The organism is Helicobacter sp. 12S02634-8, assembly GCF_002272865.1.
Classification (GTDB): Bacteria; Campylobacterota; Campylobacteria; order Campylobacterales; family Helicobacteraceae; genus Helicobacter_J.
Genome location: NZ_MLAP01000026.1, coordinates 1 through 6,633, shown reverse-complemented (window position 1 = coordinate 6,633; position 6,633 = coordinate 1). Strand labels below are relative to the sequence as shown.

Below are 6,633 nucleotides of genomic sequence, written 5' to 3'. Positions count from 1 at the left end.
CCTCCCTCCTTTTATTTAAAAATAAATAATACTTGGCGATAAGTATATTCTAATCAGAAAGGTTTGTCAATAGTATATAAAGTAATAAAATCTAGTCTTTTATATAGCTATTTTATGTCCTATGGATTGTAATTGATGGGTGGATTTGGGTTAAAAAGATATAAAATATTTTATCTATGGATATAATTAGATTTTGCATTTTATTGGTTGTGCTTGCTCTTTAATGTGTATGCAAAATCGTGATAATGCTTGATGTGGGGGGTGTGAAGTATTTAAACCCCCAAATGCTCCCTCAAGACCCACCCCAAAAGCTAAATATTCTTGGCTATGTTAAAATAGTTCATTGATTTTGAGCTATTTTGATAAAACTCTATGATATATTAAAAAAATCTTTAACTATCTAATCTTTACTTTTATCACTTTGCAACACTTTCTGTAAAATTTAGATTCTATCGCTATAGGGCAGAGAATTTATAAAGCGTTCCATAAAATCAAAATCTGGGATTTGTCCTAGAGCATTTGCGTATTGACAGGATTTATCGATTGTAGGATTATCATTAGAATCTCGCTTTATAGGGAGTTTGATTATTGTATTTTCCATATTTTCCAAAGTCCATTTTCTGCCATATGAGAACTTATATTTTTCTTGCTTAATTATCGTGGCTATAAACATTCCTATTTTAGAATTAAATTTTTCATATTTTGAATATAAAGCATTAACATCATCTGTTGCCCAATAATCATCTTTTTGATAAAAAGCTTCGCCAACAGAGCCGTTATAACTTAGTGTAATAGTATTGCCTTTATGTATAGGGGCTTGGTTTATTTTATTAGCAATTCCATTGTTTATATCTATTGCACCAACATAATTATTGCTTCCATCTTCTTGATCTTCTGCAGTCAATCTCTTTCCTTTTTTAATCTCAAAAATTTCTTTTAGAAAAAACTCGCCCCACAACTCCACATTTAACGCTGGGATAGAATCACCTTTAACTTTTGTGTTTAGGGGCTTATAAAGCATTTTTATGAATTTTTCCATATATTCAAAGTCTGGTATTTCGCCTTTGCTATTGGCATATTTGGAGGTTTTATCAATTATTGAGTTATTTCTAAAATCTCTCTTGATGGGGAGTTTTATTATTGTCGATTCTAATGTATTTCCCCATCCACGACCAAAGCTGTATCGTGCTTTTTCTAAACAATGGCAAGTAGCTAAAAATATGCCTATATTTTTATTTAAAACACCATCAATATATCCACATCTAAGCGATGTGGCACCTATAAAATCCTTATCTTGATAAGTCGCATATCCAGCTGATCCCTCACCTTGGAGAATAAAAGCAACACAATTTCCGCTTGTAATCAAGGCTTCTGCACGCTTTACTGATTTGATAATGCCGTTATTGTTTATTGTTGCGCCAACATAATTTATCTCATCGCCATCATCTAGTAAGCTGGCATTTGAGCATTTAGCACTTTCTAGTCTATATAGTTTTCCTATTAAAAACTCACCCCAAATCTCAGTATTTAGCCCCACTTTATTCTTCATATATACCCACCCTCTTTAACAAGATATGAGAGATAGTTATTTAGCGTTTTTTTGAAATCACTCACTTCTAACTTTGTGTAATCCGTTTTCATATATGCTTCACACAGCCACTCATCACTATAATTTACCTTAACCATAGCTGTTTTTCCCTCTATTACTCGACGATTTTTGAAAGAATCTATCCACTCATTTTCAATTTTTTTCCACTTAGATTCATTATTTTTATCAAATTGCTCCATACGACCTAGATTTTTCTTTTTCTTAAAACCATCTTCCTTGCAATAACCAAAAAATGTGTCCTTATTGCTTACCTTATGTGGAACTCCAAGAGTAAAAAGCATACAACACGCATTTGCACTAGCTCCTGGATAAAAAATTTCATTAGGTAGTGAAAATACTGCTTCAAGTGTATTTTCCTCTAATAAAATCTCTTTTTGTCGTTCGATTATATTATTGCTTCCTATTGCACAAGCCAATGGCAATAAAACAGCTAATTTTGGCATTTTAGGGCTCTCACCCCTAGATTTTCGCTCCTCATTTAACTCTCTCACACAATCGCTCAAAAATCGTACAAACACTAGTCCTTTTGTAGAATCCTCTTTTCCATCACTCTTCCAATCTTTTTTATAATGCTCTGGTATATCTTTTGGTTTTGCATTGTATGGAGGGTTCATTAAGAAAATATCTGGGTCTGCCTTTTTTATAAAATCTTTTTCATAAAAACAATTGCCTAGCTTAATGTTTGAATTACCATCACCATGAATGAGCATATTTGTTACGCTCAACCCAAAAGCGACTTCTTCTTTTTCAATCCCATAAATTCTATATTTTGTTACCTTTTCTCGCAATTCCTGCTCTTTTTTAGAATCCGTATCCCTAGCACAATCTACCAACTCTTTTGCCATTGCTTGAACCAAAAATGAAGCTGAGCCACAAGTCGCATCAAAAACAACCTTATCTCTATTTACACCCGTGATTTGGCACATAAACTCAGTTATATGGTCTGGTGTGAAAGCCTGATTTTTATCTGCCTTACCCGTATATTTATTAAATGCGATAAAAAATAGGTTTAAAATATCCTGCCCCTCATCGCTTGTTTCATTGATATAAACATAAATTTTGGTAATGATAAATTCAATAATCTCACACCACTCACTAGAGCTTAGCGACCTTACTTTTTGATTGTCTAGGATATTTTTTTGTAAAAGCCTTACTTTGGTGTCTTTATTATCACTATCATTTAATAGTTTTTCAAGTGTTCTTTCAACGCCAGCAATTATTTGTTTAGAATCTAGCATTTGAATAGATTCTCGTATTTTGTTGATAGATTCATTTATATTAGAACTCATTGAATAGTTTTTAACCAAATCTTTTATGTGTAAAAGTAATGTGCCTACAAATTGAGAGCGAAGTCTTTCATCAATATCTTTTTTATGTAGCAACTCATTTAAGCTATAAGTATTTTTTAAAACAGCTTCTCTATTGTTTTGTTTATTGACAACGAAAAGACTTACATAATGCTCCATAGAATCTAGTTTAGTTTCGTTTTTTAACTCATTTTGTGGCGAAATATCATACTTAAAAACACGGATTTTATCGTTAGTTGTATTAGCAAGAATAGCGATAATTTTTATTGTAGGGTTTAAAGCCTTTTCACATTTTACATATTCTTCGAGTTGGTTTAAATCGCTATTTTTTTGATTTTGTTTAGTTTCAACCAGCACAGCAACATTGCTCTTGGGCTCAAAAAATCGCAAATCCAACTTGATATGCTTTGGCTCACGCCCTAATTTTGCCACTAGATTTTCCCTAATTCCAGCTGCTGCCACATAACTCCACTCATCATTTTCTATATTATGCGTAAGAAATTTTTGACCTATTGTGTTTATCATTTCATTTCGATTCACTCTACGCTCCTTTACAAACTTCCACTAAACTCTAGTCTTTGCATCACCTCTTTGAAAATAGTAACAACCCCTAGTTTATGCCTTGTGCGTTTAAAGTGTTGGGTATTGCTATCATCGAGAGCCTTTGTCTATAAAAACTGATTTTATATCATTACTTTTTTAAGCCTGTATTTTCCCAAAAAGGGCTAATACCCTTGATATGATTATTATAGCATAGTCTTTCCTCTCAAGCTACAAACTAAACCTAAGGGGAGCATATAAACCTTGAGTTGGGGATTTGACTTAAGGGGAAGTCAAAAACTTAACCCTCTCACTCAAATCATTGAATATCTTTTTAAATTCCCTTATTTTTTCAGTCATATTATCTGCTGTTGCTCCAACAAGACCATCGACCCTTAAGTCGGATTCATTCAGCTCAAAGATTGGTTTTGATCGTTCTTGACTCTTTGCTATCAGAGAGTTAAAATCAGGCACATAAGCCAAATCATAAGGTTGCAAATTATCTCCATTTGAAATAGCTTCTTGAAATTTATCTTGATTGACTACGCACTCCATTTTCTCAAGAATAGGAATAAAATCTTTTCTAATAGATTCTCTTATTTTATCGATCCAATTTTGAAAAGATTTTGCAGGTTTTGAATTGCGTGGGCTCTGCTGGATTGCACCCAAAAATATGGGCTTATTTTTTAAGAATTTTGAGCTACTTGTTGCATCTGCATTTTGCTTAAACAATTCAATCTCTTGTTGCCACCCTTTTATTGTTTTTGCTAATGAATAGATTGCTTGCAAACAAAAATAATCAGGAGAAGTTGGCATAATAAAATAATCACTCGACATTAAAGCAATTTGATTGAGCCCTCCTACATTTGGACTCAAATCAAGAATCATATAATCAATTCCATTCTTTTGGGCAATTTGTTGCAAAACTCCAGGTAAGTTTCCAGGTATATTTTTTGTAGCAGGAACGCCTTGTGCAATCTTGAGTGAAACACTAATTTGAGAATCCAAATCTGAAACCTTAAGATGCCCTGGAAGTAGAAAAAGATTTTCATTTTGGGTTTTTAAAATATTTCCTCTTTCGCTATCTATAATCACATCAGGCTTCTGCCCATCAATTAATTTTTCAACAATTGGTTTCAATGTAAGATTATCACGACTATCATAAAGATTATTCATCAGATCAATATCCAAAGCCTTTTCGCCCATCACAAGACCAGTTAAATTGCATTGGGAATCTAAATCAACCATTAAAACCTTACAATCTTTATTTGCCAAGCCCCACCCAAGATTAAATGTAGTGGTTGTTTTACTCACACCACCTTTGTGATTGAATAGACAAATAGTTTTTACTTCTTTTTCTATAACAGATCCTTGTTTCTAAAATTTAAGTATTTTATTATAGCAATAGTGGAGTAAAGAAACCACTGCTAGAGGGGGCTTAGAATATCTTGCCTATAGATAATATGGTGTTTTAAGACCATTATATGCTCTTTCTTACAATTTTTCTGAATATAAAAGATCTAGCCACTTAGTTTGTTTGTAAGACACTTTACCAGCTACCATAAAGCCGACTTTTCTTAATTTTTTTGAATTATCATATAAAAATACTTCATCACAAAATGGCAGAATCTGTTTTAGGCTCTTCAAAGAAGCCGTATATTGTTGCTCAATAAGATTTGCATCAATATTATGCCCACCTTTTTCTACACGAATCTTTACTCGTTCTTTGGCAATCTCTACACTATCTACACCGACATAATAAAGACAGATTCTAAAGCCCTGCTCTTTCAATCGTTCAAAAAGTCGCACAATGCCCTTGCCACAAAGTGTAGTTTCTTGATTAAAGGATTCATTATTCTCTATATGGCTTTTTTGTAGCTTTAAAGCAATTCTTACAGCCCTAGTCCTATCTTTGCTATTACGCCAATCCCCAAAGCTGCTCACAATTTCATCAACATTGATCCTTTGACCAAGCCGTGTGCCTTTTTCAATTTCGTTCCAATACAATGTGCTTTTTCCTGCACCATTGACACCTGCAAAAATATAAGCAGTTTTCATTTTGACCCCTACACCAAACAATATATGGGAATAATATCATAATTCAATAATTGCCAATGATGGGAACACAATGACCAATTCTTTTCTTGGGACTTTACATTTCTATGCACGCATAATACATAATTTCGGTGAGGAACATAAATATTGACAAAGCCTTGGACTCAAATCAAGATGTAGTGGAAGTAAAATTTTTTGTGGCAATGAGAGCAAGAACAAACTCACATTACCCACTTGTCTAAAAGATCATATATGTTACAATCACACTAGAATTGCCAGAAAACAATTCCATAGGAATTATAAGCTATTTATAGAAGCAAAAAGGAATCATATGTTAGAAACCATTGTCCTCATTATTGGATATATCACAATTTGTTACTTAGCACTCGGACTATTCATTTTGGGACTTATCTGGATTTATTGCAGAGAAGAACTCAAAAATTACAATGCCCGAAGCTACTTAGAACACTTCTTAACCTCCCCTGTATATTGGGTGAGTTCAATCATTAAAGAGTCTAAAAATGATGGGGAAAATAAAAATAATAATGAATAGAATATAGTATTAGCAGTCATTTCTGGAACAATCTTAATATCAAAATCATTTAAGAATTGCTACTAGCACCCCAAATAAATGGGGTTACTAGGTGATTATTTTGAGATCTTGATTAGTAAATCAAGAAATGTTATAATCAAGCCTAGAATTGCTAGTAACAATTCAAAGGACTTCATAAAAACTTCCTTTTATCAAGGTTGTTTAGATTTATCCTTAGAGGGGGCTACCTCTAAGGATAGCAACCTCTACCTATAATTATAACCAATTTCTACTGCTTATAAACGCCTTGTCTGTGGGATATTTCAATATTAAAGATCAACCAATAAACACATATGGACTTGTATTTAGACTATAAAATTTTTGATCGTTTGTTTAGTTTTTGTGATCTCTCGCCCACAAATAACCCCCTTGCCTTTTCTAAAATCCTATGCTATACTGATGATTCAAAATTTAACTACTCATTATGAGATTTAGGTCTTCACTCAAGCACCTTTGGCGTTTGCCATAAATAGAACAAGCCTGCACTCCACTTGGAGAGTCTGAAGAAAACTTCAAAAGCAGTAGGAAGC

5 protein-coding genes are annotated in these 6,633 nt (G+C 33.0%); 1 reads left to right on the top strand and 4 read right to left on the bottom strand.

Features of this window, described 5'->3' with window-relative positions; genetic code table 11:
• Positions 1 to 442: 442 nt before the first annotated feature.
• The 4 genes from BKH46_RS09045 to BKH46_RS09030 form a co-directional block, all read right to left on the bottom strand.
• Positions 443 to 1,549, bottom strand: coding sequence for a restriction endonuclease subunit S (locus BKH46_RS09045; RefSeq protein ID WP_095226507.1), 1,107 nt, complete (start codon positions 1,547 to 1,549; stop codon positions 443 to 445).
• Positions 1,546 to 3,456: an N-6 DNA methylase gene (locus BKH46_RS09040; protein ID WP_095226506.1), complete on the bottom strand. Its 1,911-nt coding sequence runs from the start codon at positions 3,454 to 3,456 to the stop codon at positions 1,546 to 1,548. Before BKH46_RS09040 ends, BKH46_RS09045 begins: the two co-directional genes overlap by 4 nt.
• A gap of 282 nt (positions 3,457 to 3,738) precedes the next feature.
• The gene (locus BKH46_RS09035; protein ID WP_275542190.1) at positions 3,739 to 4,797 is read right to left on the bottom strand and encodes an AAA family ATPase; all 1,059 of its coding nucleotides are present in this window, start codon (positions 4,795 to 4,797) and stop codon (positions 3,739 to 3,741) included.
• Between the two features lie 153 nt (positions 4,798 to 4,950).
• The gene (locus tag BKH46_RS09030) at positions 4,951 to 5,514 is read right to left on the bottom strand and encodes a zeta toxin family protein (RefSeq protein ID WP_095226504.1); all 564 of its coding nucleotides are present in this window, start codon (positions 5,512 to 5,514) and stop codon (positions 4,951 to 4,953) included.
• Positions 5,515 to 5,842: 328 nt separating this feature from the next.
• On the opposite strand from BKH46_RS09030, the gene BKH46_RS09025 reads away from it, so the two are divergent.
• Positions 5,843 to 6,064 carry a hypothetical protein gene (locus BKH46_RS09025; protein WP_095226503.1) on the top strand — a complete coding sequence of 74 codons (222 nt, stop codon included), beginning with the start codon at positions 5,843 to 5,845 and terminating at the stop codon, positions 6,062 to 6,064.
• The last annotated feature ends 569 nt before the right edge of the window (positions 6,065 to 6,633 follow it).